Annotated in this window: 16 protein-coding genes and 1 pseudogene; 8 read left to right on the plus strand and 9 right to left on the minus strand. The window is 70.3% G+C overall.

Going from position 1 to position 15,198, the window contains the following annotated elements:
* Positions 1 to 270: 270 nt before the first annotated feature.
* A complete protein-coding gene (locus tag B1L11_RS08405; protein ID WP_079313961.1) occupies positions 271 to 897 on the plus strand; it encodes a zinc-binding dehydrogenase in 627 nt (208 codons plus the stop codon).
* A 133-nt stretch (positions 898 to 1,030) separates the two neighbouring features.
* On the opposite strand, the gene B1L11_RS08410 is transcribed toward B1L11_RS08405, so the two are convergent.
* From B1L11_RS08410 to B1L11_RS08425, 4 genes and pseudogenes are all read right to left on the minus strand, one after another.
* Positions 1,031 to 1,621, minus strand: coding sequence for a DinB family protein (locus B1L11_RS08410; RefSeq protein ID WP_079313962.1), 591 nt, complete (start codon positions 1,619 to 1,621; stop codon positions 1,031 to 1,033).
* Positions 1,622 to 1,816: 195 nt separating this feature from the next.
* A complete protein-coding gene (locus B1L11_RS08415; RefSeq protein ID WP_079313963.1) occupies positions 1,817 to 2,125 on the minus strand; it encodes a MiAMP1 family antimicrobial peptide in 309 nt (102 codons plus the stop codon).
* Positions 2,126 to 2,357: 232 nt separating this feature from the next.
* Positions 2,358 to 2,720, minus strand: a complete 363-nt coding sequence (locus B1L11_RS08420) for a hypothetical protein (protein ID WP_143737114.1) — start codon at positions 2,718 to 2,720, stop codon at positions 2,358 to 2,360.
* 399 nt (positions 2,721 to 3,119) lie between these two features.
* Positions 3,120 to 3,464, minus strand: a pseudogene (locus tag B1L11_RS08425) (VOC family protein); the annotation flags it as partial.
* A gap of 269 nt (positions 3,465 to 3,733) precedes the next feature.
* Between B1L11_RS08425 and B1L11_RS08430 the strand changes: the two are divergent.
* From B1L11_RS08430 to B1L11_RS08450, 5 genes are all read left to right on the plus strand, one after another.
* Positions 3,734 to 4,219: an FBP domain-containing protein gene (locus B1L11_RS08430; protein WP_079313965.1), complete on the plus strand. Its 486-nt coding sequence runs from the start codon at positions 3,734 to 3,736 to the stop codon at positions 4,217 to 4,219.
* A 392-nt stretch (positions 4,220 to 4,611) separates the two neighbouring features.
* The gene (locus B1L11_RS08435) at positions 4,612 to 4,971 is read left to right on the plus strand and encodes a hypothetical protein (RefSeq protein ID WP_079313966.1); all 360 of its coding nucleotides are present in this window, start codon (positions 4,612 to 4,614) and stop codon (positions 4,969 to 4,971) included.
* Between the two features lie 98 nt (positions 4,972 to 5,069).
* Positions 5,070 to 6,323 carry a sensor histidine kinase gene (locus B1L11_RS08440; protein WP_079313967.1) on the plus strand — a complete coding sequence of 418 codons (1,254 nt, stop codon included), beginning with the start codon at positions 5,070 to 5,072 and terminating at the stop codon, positions 6,321 to 6,323.
* The gene (locus B1L11_RS08445) at positions 6,320 to 6,970 is read left to right on the plus strand and encodes a response regulator transcription factor (protein WP_079313968.1); all 651 of its coding nucleotides are present in this window, start codon (positions 6,320 to 6,322) and stop codon (positions 6,968 to 6,970) included. Before B1L11_RS08440 ends, B1L11_RS08445 begins: the two co-directional genes overlap by 4 nt.
* A 270-nt stretch (positions 6,971 to 7,240) precedes the next feature.
* The gene (locus B1L11_RS08450) at positions 7,241 to 7,651 is read left to right on the plus strand and encodes a GbsR/MarR family transcriptional regulator (protein ID WP_218670971.1); all 411 of its coding nucleotides are present in this window, start codon (positions 7,241 to 7,243) and stop codon (positions 7,649 to 7,651) included.
* Positions 7,652 to 7,860: 209 nt separating this feature from the next.
* On the opposite strand, the gene B1L11_RS44955 is transcribed toward B1L11_RS08450, so the two are convergent.
* The 5 genes from B1L11_RS44955 to B1L11_RS08470 form a co-directional block, all read right to left on the minus strand.
* Positions 7,861 to 8,634 (minus strand): hypothetical protein, encoded by a 774-nt coding sequence (locus B1L11_RS44955; protein ID WP_143737118.1) that lies wholly within the window; start codon positions 8,632 to 8,634, stop codon positions 7,861 to 7,863.
* A complete protein-coding gene (locus B1L11_RS08460) occupies positions 8,634 to 9,233 on the minus strand; it encodes a hypothetical protein (RefSeq protein ID WP_079313971.1) in 600 nt (199 codons plus the stop codon). The genes B1L11_RS44955 and B1L11_RS08460 overlap by 1 nt, the downstream gene beginning before the upstream one ends.
* A gap of 1 nt (position 9,234) precedes the next feature.
* Entirely contained in the window at positions 9,235 to 10,569 is a 1,335-nt protein-coding gene (locus B1L11_RS08465; protein WP_079313972.1) for a hypothetical protein, read from the minus strand.
* Positions 10,570 to 10,927: 358 nt separating this feature from the next.
* Complete coding sequence (locus tag B1L11_RS44960) at positions 10,928 to 11,569, minus strand: response regulator transcription factor (RefSeq protein ID WP_218670972.1); 642 nt, start codon at positions 11,567 to 11,569, stop codon at positions 10,928 to 10,930.
* A complete protein-coding gene (locus B1L11_RS08470; protein ID WP_218670973.1) occupies positions 11,566 to 13,482 on the minus strand; it encodes a sensor histidine kinase in 1,917 nt (638 codons plus the stop codon). Before B1L11_RS08470 ends, B1L11_RS44960 begins: the two co-directional genes overlap by 4 nt.
* Before the next feature lie 136 nt (positions 13,483 to 13,618).
* Between B1L11_RS08470 and B1L11_RS08475 the strand changes: the two genes are divergently transcribed.
* Both B1L11_RS08475 and B1L11_RS08480 read left to right on the plus strand, forming a co-directional pair.
* A complete protein-coding gene (locus B1L11_RS08475) occupies positions 13,619 to 14,083 on the plus strand; it encodes a hypothetical protein (RefSeq protein WP_079313973.1) in 465 nt (154 codons plus the stop codon).
* A 191-nt stretch (positions 14,084 to 14,274) separates the two neighbouring features.
* Positions 14,275 to 15,114 carry a hypothetical protein gene (locus B1L11_RS08480; protein ID WP_079313974.1) on the plus strand — a complete coding sequence of 280 codons (840 nt, stop codon included), beginning with the start codon at positions 14,275 to 14,277 and terminating at the stop codon, positions 15,112 to 15,114.
* The last annotated feature ends 84 nt before the right edge of the window (positions 15,115 to 15,198 follow it).

Raw genomic sequence — 15,198 nt, forward strand, 5'->3', positions numbered from 1 at the left:
CGGAGGTGGTGGAGTGGCCGGTCCCGCCGGGCCCCGGGAGCGTGGCGGGGGAGGTGGGGTTTTCACGGTGCATGGGGGTTCATCCTGCGGGCGGCGGCCCCCTGCCGTTATCGGCCGGAAGCATGGTTCGCGCCGCTCGCGACCGTACTTCCGGCCGGTTCCGGAGGCCGGACTCAGCGCGGCGGCGGCGTAGGTGATGCGGCCAGGCCGGCCAGCAGGACCTTCAGGGCCTTTCCCCGCCGCTCCGGCGGGACCGAATCGGCCATCCGCATGAACGCCGCGACATCCTCCACACCGACGTCCTCCCGCAGCCGCTCCGCCGCACGAGGTCCCCGACCCGCGGCCCGCCTGCTCAAGGCGGCGGGGCCGCTGAAGGGCAGCCGGCTGCTGGCCACCGGGGCCACCGACGGGGTCGGGCAATTCCTCGTCCAGCTCGCCGTCGCCGGCGGCGCGCACATCACCGTCGTCGCCCGGGAGGAAGACCCCTGGGCCTACCTCGTCCAGGCCGGCGCCACCGTCGTCCACGACGTGTACTCCCTGCCCGCCGCCGGTTTCGACGTCGTCCTCGAGTCGGTCGGCGGCGCCGTGGGTTCCGCGGCGGCCACCCGGCTGCGCGAGGGCGGCCTGTTCCTCTGGTACGGCCAGGCCGGCGGCGCGCCGTTGACGCTGGACTTCTTCCGGCTCTTCGACGGCGGCACCGCACTGACTCTGCAGCACTTCGTCTACATGGGCCGCTCGGACGATCGCGACGACCTCGACAGCCTCCTCGAGCTGGCCGCCGCCGGCGCACTCCAGGTCGAGATCGGCCATCGGGGGTCGTGGGAGGAGACGGCCACCGTCCTCGACGCCCTCGCCGCGGGCCGGCTGCGCGGCAAGGCCGTCCTGCCGGTCTCCTGAGCCGCGAAGCGCGCGTGAGGGTACGCGTGCCTGACGTCCCTCGTGCTGCTCGGGCGGACCGCCCGGCACGTCGCCGGGCGCCGGGTCATGCACTCCCGGACCGCCGCGACGAGCCGGGTGGCGTGGGGCGCGATCAGCCCTGCGCGGCTTGCCGGGCCGTCTGCTCCAGCCGGTTCCGGTAACTCTCCCACCACTCCTGATCGCCGGAGGGCAGGTTGAGGTTCCCGTCCCGCATCCCGGCCGCTCCGTCGACGAGCTCCCTGACGATGTCGGCGTGGCCGGCGTGCCGGTTGGTCTCGGCGATCACGTGCACCAGGATCTGGTGCAGCGTCACCTCGCTCCGCTCGTCCGGCCACCACCGCACGCGGCCGGTCGCGTCGAGGGCCAGCGTGGCGATCGTGGTGTCCGCGTGCTGCCACACCCGGCGGTACAGCCCGACGATGTCGTCGCGCGACTCGTCCGCCGTGGCCCACATGTCCGCGTTGTCCTCGGCGTCGTCCGCCGTCCACGGCAGCGGTTCGCCGAACGGCCGCCCGAAGGTATCGCCGAAGTAGCCCGCCTCCACCCCGGCGAGGTGTTTGACGAGTCCGAGGAGGTTGGTGCCGGTGGGGGTCAGCGGGCGGCGGATCTCATACTCGGAGAGCCCGTCGAGCTTCCACAGCAGAGCGTCGCGGGCGGCTTGCAGGTAGCGTTGCAGATCATTTTTCGGGTCCGATGCGATCATCCACGCAGTCTTTCAGCCGGCGCCGGCAGCCCGCATCGGCGTTTCCCCCGGCTCGACGAACGCAGACACGTCCGATTCCAGGGTGATCCGCGGTGAGCAGCGCCTCGAATCGGCGCGGCCGGTCCTCCTGCCCGCGGAACGCGGAACGCCCCGCCCCCGGCGGATGCCGGAGGCGGGGCGGGGGCGGAGCCGGGGTCAGCAGACGATGAAGATGCTCTGCCAGCCGACCGGAGTCCTCTGCTCCGCGTTTCTGTCGGCGGCGAGCGTGAAGTGGGCCACGCCCTGTGCGTCGGGCTGGTTGTACATCCGGCCGCTCTGGCCGTCGCCGTACCAGCGGTACGACCCGTGGAAGGGGATGTTGGACACGCCGCAGCGGTCGATGACCACCGACCTGCCGCTGAAGCCGGGTCCTTCATAGGCGACGTACTGGGAGGCGTAGGCGGCGCCGGCGCTGATCGCGATTGTCGCGGCCGTCAGGGCGGGGACGAGGACGAACCTTTTCATGACGCTCCTTGGGCGGGCCGAACTTCTACTTTCAGTAATCGGATAGTAACGAAGAGTGCTCGACTCGTCACCCCCTGCTCATGGCGGGAGCTCTCTGATCACGCCGAAGCGTTGCGAGTGGTCAGGCGGACGGGCACGGCCTGCCGGGGACGGTCAAGGCGGCCCTGGCGTGGCTGACCACGATGTCCGCCCCTGCCAGCGTCCGTACGTGGATGGCGTTGGGCCTGGAAGTTCACCAGCCTGAGCCGCAGCGCGCCTCCGCCGAACAGCACGGGCCCGTCGCTGGTGTAGGTGCCGACCGCCACCGAGCCGATCGTCGTCCCCGGGTGGGCGCACGGCTCGATCGGAGTGGCGAAGGCCGGTACGCCGTCACGGCGTCCAGCAGGTAGAAGCCCAGCTTGGTGTGGTTGGCGAAGCAGTTGGTCTCGGCGACGTCGACCGAGAAGGTCAGGAACCGCTTGGCGCCGACGTTCACGGACAGGACGGACTCCAGCTGGGTCCTGCCCGATCCCGGATCGGCACCCTCGGTGTACGCCGTGACGGCGTGGTTGGCCTCGGGGTCCCCGTCCGCCCACTGGCCGAGGGCGCCGGCCATCTGCTTCACCGTCGCCCAGACGCCGCCGCAGCCGGAGTCCGCCGACGCGGCGGCGGGGGTTCTGCTGGGAGGCGATCCAGCCGTTGCAGTGGGTCAGCCAGACGAGGTCGGCGGTGTAGGTCTGGAGGACGGGGGCGGCTCCGGTGTAGTCGCTGACCAGGGTGGGCGTGGCGCCCTGGCCGTTCTCGAAGTCCTCGGCGAAGACGGTCTTCGGCGACGCCGGGACGCCCGGGTCGGCCGCGGCCGGGCCAGGCTCGGCGGCCAGAGCCGCAGTCGACAGGACGAGCGCGCCGAGAGCGGCGAACGCCTTGTGTAAAGGACCGGACGCATGGCCACGCCGTACTACGTCAAGCGGTTCGCCACTATCCGGCGCGCAGGCGGGGAGGCTCCCTGTCAGGCCGGGCCGAGGACGCAGAACTCGTTGCCCTCCGGGTCGGCGAGGACGATCCACGGGACGTCGCCCTGGCCCACATCGGCGGGCGTCGCACCGAGCTCCTTCAGGCGCGCCACCAACTCCGCCTGATGGGCCACAGAGGTGGTGGCGAGATCAAGGTGCACGCGGTACTTCACCGTTTCCGGGTCCGGAACGGTGACCACACAGACGCAGACGGCGACGGGACCCGGCCAGACGAAACCCACGGGTTCGACGTTGGTCACACCGGGCCCCTCGCTGGAAACACCCCAGCCGAGCGCGTCCGCCCAGAACCGGCCGAGCGCCGAGTCGTCCCGAGCCTTGAAATTCACCTGCTACAAGTCGCAGTGGCATGCCGCCAACCCTCTGCCGGACAGATAACCAGGGTGATTCCGTGCAGCCAGGGCGTTCCTCCGCGGCGAGGCCGCGCTGCCGCGGCGCGGTGGGTGACGTCCACGCGCTCCGGAAGGAGCGCGCCGAACCCGCCACCCTCCTCATGGCACTCTCGGGCCCGTGACCCTGGCCGCTGCGGCTGCCTAGGATTCCTAGGAGGAAACATAATCGATTGCCCATAAAACCGGCGAACGATAGCTTCGTACCTATGAGGCAAATTTCCGAGCGCGAGATCCGCGCCTCGTTCGTGAACTGCACCAAGGGTGAGGCCAAACGCCTTGCCGTACCCAGGGACCTGGATGTGCGGCCCTGGGACGACCTGGACTTCCTGGGCTGGCAGGATCTCTCCTCGCCGGGTCGCGCGTACCTGATCGCCGAGCAGGGCGACCGTCTGGTGGGGGTGGCACTACGACGGGCCGCCCCGAATGCCGCACATGTACGGCGCAGCATGTGCTCGCTCTGCCTGACCACGCACACGGGCGACGGAGTGTCGCTGATGACCGCCCGCCGTACCGGCGGCAGCGGCAACTCCGTCGGCGCCTACATCTGCACCGATCTCGCCTGCTCCCTCTATGTGCGCGGCAAGAAGGACGTCGGCCCCGGCGGGCGGATGCCCGAATCGCTCACGCTCGAAGAGAAGATCAGCAGGACCGCGGTCAACGTGAGCGAGTTCCTCCAGAAGGTGACCGCGTGACCGGCACTCCACACACGCGCGGCCTCCTGTGCACGCCGAGGCGACCGGTCGGCTGTCCCGCGCGATCGACCGGTAGTAGCAGGTGCCGCCACGCCGGTTGATGCGGGCCGCGCCGGCCGGCGCGCTGCTCCTCGGCGACCAGGATGGGCGACCCGGATGGGCGACCCGGATGCCGGAGGGCGGCCGCGCTGCCACACTCCGCCCGTCTCGGTCTCCATCCGCTGATACCGTCCTGCTTCCGCGCCCCTGAATCCACCGATCGGTGGAGTCGCTCCACCGCGTGGGCGAGCGGCCGATTCCACCGCCCGCTCAGGAGATCGGGCGATCCGCATCGGGTGCCTCCGTTGCGACGCTGATTCCCGTCGGCGGACGAAGAGACGGAGGCACCGGACATGCGCAATGTGGTCTGGTTGATCAGCGGGTACGCCGCGGTCAGCCTGCTGACACTGGTGGCGATGATCGTGTTTCGGCACGACGCGACGATGGTCACCACCGCGGTCTGGGTCCGCGGCACGCTCGTCGCCGCCGGCTCGCTGCTCACACTGTTCTTCGCGGTCCGGGCGGCCCGCGGCGACCGCCGGATGCTGCTGCGGCTGCGCGTCGTCACCGCGGTCATGCTGGTCGCGATCGTGGTGATCATCGCACTGCCCGGCACGTTCCCGCTCTGGTTCAAGTTCGAGCAGGGCATCTGCGGCCTGCTCCTGCTGCCCGTGGTCGTGCAGATCAACCGGCGCCGGCCGGTCCGGCCGTGAGCGCCGTGAGCAGAGCGAGCTCGCGTGGGCGGCCGTGACGGCCGGGGCGGCGGCTAGATTGTTCCGCTGGGAGTAGATACGCGATGCAGAGTTGGCAGATGGCCGGGCCGGCGGGCTGGGAACAGCGGTTCCGGCCCATGGTCACCGTGGTCCCGTACGTGCTGCTGGCCGTCATGGCCGCCCTGACCATCGCCTTCAAGCACGACCAGCCGGGCTCCCTCGCCATCGACCTCGCGCTCTGCGCGGCGGCCGCGGTGTGGAGCCTGGCGCTCTTCACGCTGCACCCGGCATGGCGCGACCGGATCGGCGTGATGGGCGTCTTCCTGGCGGGCCTGATCGTGTTCGGCCTGGTCATGGTTCTACGCAACCCGTGGTTCGGCTTCTACACGCCGGCGTTGTACTTCTACGCGTACCGGATCATCGGCTGGCCGCGCGAGCTGTACTTCGTCGCCGGCGTCGCGGTGGTGGCCGGCACGGCACAGTCGGGCGGCCTGGAGCTGGGTTCCTGGGTCGGCCGCCTCGAGTACCTGGGGATCCTGGCCGTCAACGTCGTGCCGATGTGCCTGGTGGCCTGGATGGGCGAGATCGGCGCGCGATACTACGCCTCCCGGGAAGCGGCGCTGCGCGAGGCCCGGGAGGCCAACGCGCGGCTGGCCGCGGCGCTGGCCGAGAACGCGGCGCTGCAGGAACGGCTGGTCGAGCAGGCCCGCGCGGCCGGCGTCCTGGACGAGCGGGCCCGGATGGCTCGGGAGATCCACGACACGCTGGCCCAGAGCCTGACCGGCATCGTCACCCAGTTGCAGGCCGCCGAGCAGGCGGCCGACGACCCGGCCGCGTGGCGCCGGCACCACGCGGCGGCGACCTCGCTGGCCCGGGAGGGCCTGACCGAGGCGCGGCGCTCGGTGAACGAGTTGCGCCCGGAGCCGCTGGAGACCGGCCGCCTGGCCGACGCCATCACCGAGGTAGCGGCCACGTGGTCGGCCCGCCACAGCATCCCGGCCCAGGTCACCATCACCGGCGAGACCCGCACCATGCGCCCGGAGGCCGAGGTCGCCCTGTTACGGGTCGCCCAAGAGGCCTTGGCCAACGTCGCCAAGCACGCCGGCACCGCCACCCGCGTCGGTCTCACCCTTTCCTACATGGACCGGCAGGTGGCCCTCGACGTCCGCGACGACGGTCACGGCTTCGACCATCCGGCCGCGCAGGTCGGGCGCGACGGGGGCTTCGGCCTGGTGGCGATGCGGCAGCGGATCGAGGCGCTGTCGGGCACGTTGCAGATCGAATCGGAGGTGGGGGGTGGGACCGGGATCTCGGCCTGCCTGCCCGCCGAGGCACCGGAGGTGCGTTCGTGAGTGACCCGATCAAGCTGCTCATCGCCGACGACCACCCGGTGGTACGGGACGGGTTGAGCAGCATGTTCGCTCGCGACCCCGAGTTCACCGTGGTCGGCGAGGCGGCGGAGGGGGCCGAGGCGGTCCGGCTGGCCGAGGCGCTCGGGCCGGACGTGATCCTGATGGACCTGCGGATGGCCGGCATGGACGGCGTCACCGCGATCGGCGAGCTGACCCGGCGCGGCGTGCCGGCCCGGGTGCTGGTGCTGACCACCTACGACACGGACAGCCACGTGCTGCCCGCGATCGAGGCCGGCGCCATCGGCTACCTGCTCAAGGACGCGCCGAGGGACGAGCTGCTGCGCGCCGTACGGTCGGCCGCCCGCGGCGAGGTCGCGCTCTCTCCGTCGGTCGCCGCTCGCCTGATGAGCCGGCTGCGCACCCCGGCGCCGTCGTCCGGCCCGTTGAGCCAGCGCGAGCTGGAGGTGCTGCGCCTGGTGGCGGCCGGTCACACCAACCGGGAGGCGGCCGCCAGGCTGTTCATCACCGAGGCCACGGTCAAGACGCACCTGATCAACATTTATGCGAAGCTCGACGTCAACGACCGTGCGGCCGCGGTCGCGGAGGGTTACAACCGCGGCCTGCTCGGTGCTCCCGAGCGTCCGTGAACCTTGTGAGCAGGGACAAGGACGAGCTCGCCGCCGCCTGCCGTACGGTGCCGCCCGGTGTCCTCTCCGGCGGCATGTCACGCTGTTCGCCGCTCACCCGAGCCCGCCCGCTGTTCGGGTCGACAGCACGTCCATGCGGGCAATCGTGATCGGCGGAACCGCGCGAACCGGCTCCCCGGATCACGCGGGCGGCACCGGTAACCTGCCTCCTTCCCGCGGACCATCTCTTGCATCTACGCGACAGACGACCGAGAGCGAATCCTGGAGCGGGTGGAGCGGGCGGCGGTGTTCTGCATCGGTGAGTACGCCGTACCGCCCATCGCCGGCCGCGTGCTGGCCTGGTTGATGATCTGTGATCCGCCGGAGCAGTCGGCGGGTCAGATCGCCGAGGCGATCGGCGCGAGCAGGGCGTCGCCGGCCACCAGTATGCGCCTGCTCATCGACGCCGGATTCGTACGCCGTCGCACCCGTCCGGGGCAGAAGACTCACTACTACCGGGTGGACGATGACGCCTGGGAACGGGTCGTCCGGCGCAGGGCCGCGGGCCTGGCCGCGTTCCGCGACATCACCGCGGCGGGAATGGAGCGGGCCGGCCCGGTCCGGCGCGCACCGGGCGGCTGCGCGGCGCACAACGTCTTCGACTGGATGGACAAGGCCTTCGTGAGCATGCCCCGGCCGTAGCACGAGGGAGATGCCGATGAGGCGTGAGCAGGGGCTCAGCACGATCGTGGCCGGGGCCGGATCGGAGGGCTGGCCGCAGCCGTCGGCCTGCTGCGCAGCGGATGGGACGTGACCGTGCTGGAGCGGGCCCGGGAACTGGGGGAGGTGGCCGCCGGCTGGTCGTTCGCGCCGCGTCGTGACGAGGCCGTGGGCCCGCGCGGTCGTGCGGGTCAGATCGCGGGGGTGATCCGCATGCCGTGCGGGCTGAGGTCGCCTTCCAGGTGGATGCCGCCGATGCTCGTCGCCCGCTCGCTGTCGGCGTTCTTCGCCGCCCAGTCGGCGGCCTTCTTACGCAGGGACTTCTGCGGGATCATCACCGTGTCGGCCATGCTGGAGAACAGGCTGGTGCAGGCTGTCGTGTGCAGGCCGAGCCAGCACGTGGCCTCCACCTCCCGGATCTTGTCCTCCTTGTCGTACTCGATGTCGACGGACATGTCGCCTCGGTCGTCCGGGGGCTCGCACTCGATGCGCTGGGCTGCGCCGCTGGAGACCTTCTTGGCATCGCGGTCCTTGACGCACCTCCACTTGTTGGCCTTCTTCAGCCAATCCTCGGCGATCATGGCGACGGTCACCCCGGGCAGGTAACGACGGTCGCCGCCGGGGAAGCCGGCGGAGAACGCGGGCGGGGTGGTGCCGCCCTTCGGGCTGGTCGTCCCGAGTCCGACGGCTGCGCCGATTCCGCCGCCCAGCAGCAGCCCGGCGATCACCATGCCGATCACGAGGCCGATCCCCCTGCCCGCTGGCCTCGGCGCGGCGGGTGGTGCGTAGGGGCCCGGGTTGTGCGGCGCCCCCGGTTGCGACGGCATCGCGTACGGCTGCCCGGGCCCAGGCGGCAGCGGCGCGGGCGCCTGGGACGGGGACTGCACGGGTTGCCAGGCGGCACCGTCCCACCAGAACCTGCCGTCGGGGGAGTACGGCCCGGGCGCGGGCGGCTGAGCTGACATCACGACACCGCCTCGATCGTGAACTTCGTCGACTTCGAATCGGGATTCTGCAGCACGTATTCGTAGTCGAGGATCTTGGCCTTGGTCTCCTTGTGCTTGGCGATCTGCTCGGCCAGCCAGTCCCTGATGTCCTTGGACGTCGCCGGGTCGTCACGGTAGGGGATGGTGGCGAACCAGGACAGGTAGGCCACCCCCGTCGTGGCCATGGTGTCGTCGCCGGCTCGGTTGACGCGGATCGACATCTTGTGAATGAGCTCGTCGTACACCCGGAACCACACGTCGAAGTACGTCGTGCCGATCGTCAGCTCGCAATGCCAGTCGTCGCTTTCGGTCGTGCAGGTGTAGCCCTGGTCCCGCAGCGAGCCCAGGGCCGACATGGCCTTGAGCCCGGGGACGCACCCGTAGTCGTCGTCGCAGGACACGGTCACCTGGGCGGCCCGGTGGTTGCGCGCCAGCACGAACGCACCCGTCCCGGCCAGCAGGAACGCGACCAGACCGGCCACCAGGGCGAGACCGCGCCGGGACGACGGGCGGCGCCCCGGCGCCGGAGAGGCCGCGGCGACTTGTTGCGGGCCCGGACCGGGGAGAGGAGCGGTCATCTCACCCTCCGTTCCGCACGTGGCTCACCCAACGGGCCCGGAAGGAGCCGGCGGACATCCCCAGGACCCGCTTGCTGATTCCCTCGAAGACCGGCAGCTCGACGAAGGGCATGTCGAGCGAGTCCGGGTGCTGGATGATCGAGGCGTACAGCTCCACGGCGGCGTCCCGGCCCTTGAGCCGTTCGGCAAGGCTGAAGACCGTCGAGCCGAGACAGTAATTGAAGTCGATGTCCCTGCCGTAGAAGGTCTTCGAGTCCGGCACGGTGCCACGGAACTTGCCGGCCCGCACGCCGTTCGCGACGACGTTGCGGATGACGGCCGCCTGCGCCGGGTTTCCGATGGTCTCGGTCCAGCGGGCGAAGCCCTCGACCGCCCACAGAGGTGGCCCGAAGTCGTTGAAGCTCATGGTCATGGTGAGGCGCGCCGACACGGCGTGGGTCAGTTCGTGGCGGATCGTCAGATTGGGCGGCGCGTTGTGCGACTGATGGCCGCGCAGGTTCACCACGATGCGCGAGGCCGCGAACTCGCCCGTGAACGTCTGGCCGTCCTTCTTCACGCCCAGCGTCCTGATCTGATAGCCCAGGTTGTCGGGGTTGAAGTTGCCTCCGGCGCCGAGGCCGAACCACTGCCGGAAGTTCGCCGGGTCGCGGGTGAAGAACAGCACATGGCCCGGGTAGCTGAGGCGGTCTCCCCACAGCCGCTCGACCTCGGCCAGTTCCCGCTCGGTGACGGCGGCGTAGCGATCGAGGTCGTTCACGCTCTTGTCGCCGACGAGCCATACCTTGCTGCCCACCTTCTGGACGCGCAGCGCGTCGGTGTTCCAGGGCGCATCGGCGAGCGGGCCGTCGAGACCCAGCTTCTCCCGGTTGCTGCGGGTCGCCGTGATGACGAACGCGTCGCCCTTCTTCCGCAGACGGTAGGAGAACGTCTCGGCGGGCGCGATGTCACCCGGCCCGGCGTCGGCGGTGAGCTTGGTGATCCTGATCAGCGGCGCGAAGCGGAGATCGCCGTCGCTCTCCTTCTGTTCGAAGGCCCGGTCATCGATGAACCGGACCTCCTGGAGTTCGAACTGGCGCAGGTTGCTGAACAGGGCCTTCTCACGCTGGATCAGCTTCGCGTTCGAGGGGTCCAGATCGGCCAGGTAACCCTTTTCGTCCCGTTCCGTCAGGGCGGTGGCCCGGCGGTCGAGGATCTCCCGCAGGTGCTTGCCGTTCGACCCGGTGGACTCGTAGTCCTCGCTTTCGATCGTGGGCCGGGCCGGTGTGCCGCAGCCGGCGATCAGGAGGCCGCCGGCCAGCAGCACGGCCCGCCTCGACCAGCGGAGCCCGTCGGTCATGAGTCTCGGCTCTGACACCCTTCCCCCTACATCGGCACAGGTCAGCAGGGCGAATCCGGCTCCGGCGCCAAGCGTGACCCCCTGGCGTGCGAGCGCGGGCAGCACGCACGAGACCTCACCCTAGATCAAATCGAGGTGACGGCCTGCCTCAAATGACATTTTCTTCTGACAAAAGCCACCCTTAGCGGTCGGTTCCGTCTGAAGCCGAGGTGACAGGGCGGGCACGCCCTGCGGGGTCCGGTCGCGGAGGCGGGGTCAGCCCCTCGGTGTCCTGGAACAGGCGTGCGCGAGCAAGCCGGTGACGCCGGTGCGAAACGATGCGAAGGCGCCCAGGGTCGCTCATAGCGCTCGAATCTCGTCAGGGGTCGCCCAGGCCGGCCCGGCGAGCTTGGATGATCGCGGCGGCACGGTCGGGGGCCTGGAGTTTGGCGAGGATGTTGGAGATGTGGTTGGCGACCGTCTTGGGGCTGAGGACCAGGTGGCGGGCGATCCGGCCATTGGGCCAGCCATTGGCGACGAGGGCCAGGATTTCCCGCTCCCGCTCAGTCAGCTGGGGGAAGGGCCCGTTCTGGGGCTGCGGGCCGGTGAAGGTGCGCAGGACGCGGTGCGCGACGTCTTGGCCGAAGACGGCGTCCCCGCGGGCCACGGCTTCGATGGTGCGGACGACGTCGGCCTGCTGAGCGCCCTTGAGCAGGTAGCCGCGGGCGCCGGCGCGCAGGGCGGTGAAGACGAACTCGTCCTCGCCGTACATGGTCAGCATGACGATCGCGATTGCCGGGCGGCGAGCCGTGATGCGGCGGGTGGCCTCGACGCCGCCGATCCCCGGCATCTCGATATCCATGAGGACGACGTCGGGCGCCAGTTCCTCGGCGAGGGTGACCGCTTGTTCCCCGCACGTCGCCTCCCCGACGACCTCGATGTCGTCCACCGAGTCGAGCAGGACGGTCAGACCGTCCAGCACGATGCGGTGATCGTCCACGACGAGGACACGGACTGTCACAGGGCACCCGCCAGGTTGAGGGGAAGTTCGACGCGGACCCGCCCGCCCGAGTCGGTCGGACCGGCCGTGTATGTGCCGCCGAGCGCGGTGGCGCGCTCGCGCATCGAGGTCAGGCCGACGCCGGGCGTCCAGCTGTCGCGGTGGAGACCGTCGTCGCAGATCTCCAGTGTGAGCCGTCCGTCGCAGCCGATCTCGACCGAGCAGGATGCGGCTCCCGCATGCCGGGTCACGTTGGTCACGGCCTCGGTGATGATGCGGTAGGCGGCGATCTCCACGGCGGCCGGGAGAGCCGGCAGCTCCTTCGGCGCTCGCAGGCTGACAGGTACCGCGGAGTGCCGCAGGTACTCGCGCAGGGCGCCGAACAGGCCGAGCTCGTCCAGGACGGGCGGGCGCAGCGCGTACACCAGGCGGCGCAGGTCGTCCAGTGCGGCGGTCAGGTCCTGGCGGACCGCCGCGAGAACCGTCGTGGCCTTGGCGGCGTCCCGCGCCAGCAGGTTCGCCACCGCGTCCACCTTGGTGGCCGCCGCGGTGAGCACTGGGCCGAGGCCGTCGTGGAGATCGTGCCGCAGGCGGCGTCGCTCCTCCTCGGCCGCGTGGACGATCCGTTCGCGTGAGCGCATCAGCTCCTCGGTCAGCAGGACATTCCTCGCCGCGACCGCGACCTGGCGCGCGATGTCGGCCATCAGCCGGGTTTCCCGCAGGTCGAGCGCGTTCTGCCCCGGCCGCAGGCCGATGACGAGCGCGCCGATCCTGTCGCCCTGATGGACGAGGGGGAACCGGACCACGGGCCCGTCCGCCGGGGGCCCGAACCGCCGCGCCCCCTGCAGTTCGACCGCCGCCAACGGGAGCTTGAGCGCGCCTGCGATGGCCTCGAGCAGGTCGGGGAGCACCTGCTCCGCGCTGCCTGAGGTCTCCAGCCGGGCGCCGATACGGCCGATCACGGCGTACGGGTCGTCGCGCTCGCCGTACAGGAAGCGGTTGACCAGCCGCTGGAACCGCTCGCGTGCCGGGGCCAGGCTGAAGGCCGCGCCGATCGCGGCCGCGATCGTCCACGGACCACCGGCCCGCTGCCCGGCCAGGGCCAGTACGGCGATGCCCGCCCCGTACACGGCCGCGACGAACGCGGTGAGCAGCGTGTTGACGAGCGCCCGGTTGAGCACGACGTCCAGGCCGTAGACCTGATTGCGCAGCACGACGGCCACCACGACGATCAGGACCACGATCGTCCCGGCCGTGCTGATCAGCTCTCCGGCGGGCAGCGCGACGATCAGCGGGGTGAGCAGGATGCTGCAGAGGTTGACGACGGCCAGCCAGCGCAGGACCTGCCGCTCTTGGCCGCGGGCACGCATCCAGCGCACGACGATCACCATCGAGGCGAGCACCATGGCCGCCGCGAAGAACCCGACCGGCTGCATCGCGGGCAGCAGGCCGACGTCCAGCGGATTGACAAGCCCGGCCGGCATCGATGGGTCGAACGGCGCGAAGATCCCGTACAACCAGCCGCACGCGCCCAGGGCGATACTCGCGGCGGCCAGCCACCCGATCCGGCCGCGAGGGAACCGGCCGTCGGGGAACAGCGCGTACGTGAGGGTGAAGACGATCACTTCCAGCGGCCCCAACACGACGCTGAGCAGCGCCACCCACGAAGCGCCGGGCAAGCCGTGGACGGCGGCATACAGCGACCACTCCTGAGCGGCCAAACCGGCGCCGTAACCGAAGGCGGCCGTAAGGGCCAGCCAGCCGATCAGCACCTGAGGGCGGCGCGAGGCCAGCAGCCATCCGGCGAACCCGTAGGCCACGGCCAGGACGATCTGTCCCCAGGACGCCAGGCCGTCTCCGTAGCCGGGGAGCAGTGCGGCGGCGACGACGGTCGTCACCGCCACCAACGCCGCCGCGGCACGGGACCATCTCACGCCTGAATTGTGCATCAGCCGCGTTCCCGTGTGACCCGGGAGATTCTCCCGGGTCACACGGGAAACGGGCCTCGTCACGAGGGGAAAAGACCAGGCGCACGATCGCAGGCATCCACTCGATCCCTTGGGAGGGCAGATGCGTTCTCTGATCGTTGCCGGTGTCGCGGGTGTGCTGACCCTCGGCCTGGTCGGCACCGCCTCGGCCGAATCGTCCACGACCTTGCGCTACTTCGAGAAGCAGAACCAGTTCACCTACACCCCCGCCGGCGGCAAACCGATCCACACCCCGCCGAACGGCCCGGTCAAGCCGGGCGATCGCATCGAACTGGCCGGTGACCTGTACGCGGGCGACCACAAGCACCACAGCAAGAAGCCGATCGGCTCCGACCACACGATCTGCGTCTTCGACGCGCAGGCCAAGCCGCATTGTGACGCCCAGGCCGCGATCGGCGGCTCGATGCTGTTCATCTCCAGCCAGGGCGGTGAGGGCGACTTCACCTCGAAGATCACCGGAGGGACGGGTCGGTTCTTCGGTGCCCGCGGCACCGTCCTGACCCACCCGGTCAAGGACAACTCCGACATCACCGTCCGGCTGCGATAGTCAAGACGATCACCAGCCGCCCACCAGGAGCATTGCCGGCCGCCCTGGTGGGCGACCGCCGGGCGCCGTTCATATCGGAGCCGACCACCAGCCCTTGCAAAGGGGTAGCCTGCCGTTCAGGTGGCGACTCACTTCGACGAACGGTGGACGGGCACGCTCCGCGCCGCCGATCATGACCTCAAGGACCAGCGGTGACGACCTTCCCCCCGCCCTGCCGTCTGTATGTGCTCCTGGCCACTGCGGCGCCAACGGCCCTGATCATGCGTCGCGGGCCGTCGGCATGGTGGCACCTGCTGGAATGGGATCTGCAGGCCGACGAGGTGAGACACGGCGCGTGGCTTCGGGGAACGCTCTACCCCCGCCGATGCGACATATCGCCCGACGGGAAACTGCTCGGGTACTTCGCGCTCGGCGACGGCCAGTCCCCATGGGACACCTACTTTGCCGTGTCGAAGACGCCGTGGCTCACCGCGCTCGCCGCCTGGCACACCCATGGCACCTGGACCGCCGGCTGCAGGTTCGCGACCGACAACAGCCTGACGATCTCCGCGTCCATGGACAAACGGCCCTTCCATGGCAGTTATCCGTACGGCGCGACCGTCGAAGACCTCAGCTTCGATTGGACCCGCCGAGACCTCCAGAACGAGTACAAACGCGGGTGGCGCCCCTTCTCGGGCGAAGTCGAGCGGATACCGGCCGGCTTGCGCGAAGCCGTACTCCTCCAACGAGTTCAGCCGGGAGGCGAACGTGCCCTGGTGCTGGCCCACACCGGGACCGATTTCCAGCGGTACGGGATCGAGGGCGCACAAATCAGCTACCTATGCGAGGACGACGACGGCGAGATCACACCGCTGCCCGAGGCGGCCTGGGCCGACTGGGACCGCAAGGGGCGGCTGCTCATGGCCACGTATGAAGGCGCGGTCAAGATCATCGAGTGGCGGTCCGGCATTTGGGCGGAGACATGGTCCCACGATCTGCGTCACTTGATGCCTGCCCCGGCACCGTCCCCTTCCTGGGCCCAGGCATGGTGACCGCCGCCTGCGCGACCGGCCACGCCCGCTGAACTCGGCGCGTCCACTCGGCGCGCACGCCGATCATCACCAGGACGTAGTCCA

The sequence above is a fragment of the Microbispora sp. GKU 823 genome, assembly GCF_002027145.1.
GTDB lineage: Bacteria > Actinomycetota > Actinomycetes > Streptosporangiales > Streptosporangiaceae > Microbispora > Microbispora siamensis.

Coding starts and splice junctions, on each gene's coding strand:
- B1L11_RS08410 (WP_079313962.1), bottom strand. CDS start 1,621: ATGATCGCATCGGACCCGAAAAATGATCTGCAACGCTACCTGCAAGCC.
- B1L11_RS08415 (WP_079313963.1), bottom strand. CDS start 2,125: ATGAAAAGGTTCGTCCTCGTCCCCGCCCTGACGGCCGCGACAATCGCG.
- B1L11_RS08405 (WP_079313961.1), top strand. CDS start 271: ATGAACGCCGCGACATCCTCCACACCGACGTCCTCCCGCAGCCGCTCC.
- B1L11_RS08435 (WP_079313966.1), top strand. CDS start 4,612: ATGCGCAATGTGGTCTGGTTGATCAGCGGGTACGCCGCGGTCAGCCTG.
- B1L11_RS08430 (WP_079313965.1), top strand. CDS start 3,734: ATGAGGCAAATTTCCGAGCGCGAGATCCGCGCCTCGTTCGTGAACTGC.
- B1L11_RS08440 (WP_079313967.1), top strand. CDS start 5,070: ATGGCCGGGCCGGCGGGCTGGGAACAGCGGTTCCGGCCCATGGTCACC.
- B1L11_RS08475 (WP_079313973.1), top strand. CDS start 13,619: ATGCGTTCTCTGATCGTTGCCGGTGTCGCGGGTGTGCTGACCCTCGGC.
- B1L11_RS08465 (WP_079313972.1), bottom strand. CDS start 10,569: ATGACCGACGGGCTCCGCTGGTCGAGGCGGGCCGTGCTGCTGGCCGGC.
- B1L11_RS44955 (WP_143737118.1), bottom strand. CDS start 8,634: ATGTCAGCTCAGCCGCCCGCGCCCGGGCCGTACTCCCCCGACGGCAGG.
- B1L11_RS08420 (WP_143737114.1), bottom strand. CDS start 2,720: ATGGCCGGCGCCCTCGGCCAGTGGGCGGACGGGGACCCCGAGGCCAAC.
- B1L11_RS08460 (WP_079313971.1), bottom strand. CDS start 9,233: ATGACCGCTCCTCTCCCCGGTCCGGGCCCGCAACAAGTCGCCGCGGCC.